Source organism: Sedimentibacter sp. B4, from assembly GCF_000309315.1.
GTDB classification, from domain to species: domain Bacteria; phylum Bacillota; class Clostridia; order Tissierellales; family Sedimentibacteraceae; genus Sedimentibacter; species Sedimentibacter saalensis.
In genome coordinates, this window is record NZ_CANG01000896.1 from 1 (window position 1) to 298 (window position 298).

Consider the following 298-nt stretch of genomic DNA (forward strand, 5'->3'; position numbering starts at 1 on the left):
GAGCCCGGGGCGTCGGCGCGGGTTGCGTCCACCACCCCGGCAGCCACGTCCACACCCACGGTGTCCGTGACGCCATCGGTGTCCGCGACGCCCACGCCTACCCCGACGCCGAGCGCGAAGCCGACCGCGACGACACCGCCGAAGGACACCCGCACGGGCAAGCAACTCGCCACACCGTACGAGGTGGACGGGATCATCGTGGTCTCGAAAAAGCACCGGATCAGCGCCGGCTACGGCCCGCCGGATCCCGCAGGCCCGTACCACCTCGAGTCCGCCGCGGCGAGCGCCTTGGCGAAGA

1 protein-coding gene is annotated in these 298 nt (G+C 72.1%); it reads right to left on the reverse strand.

Annotated elements, in window-relative coordinates:
- Window positions 1–197 (reverse strand): hypothetical protein (locus BN358_RS27925; RefSeq protein ID WP_232233310.1); only part of this gene is annotated, 197 nt, incomplete at its 3' end.
- Window positions 198–298: the final 101 nt, after the last annotated feature.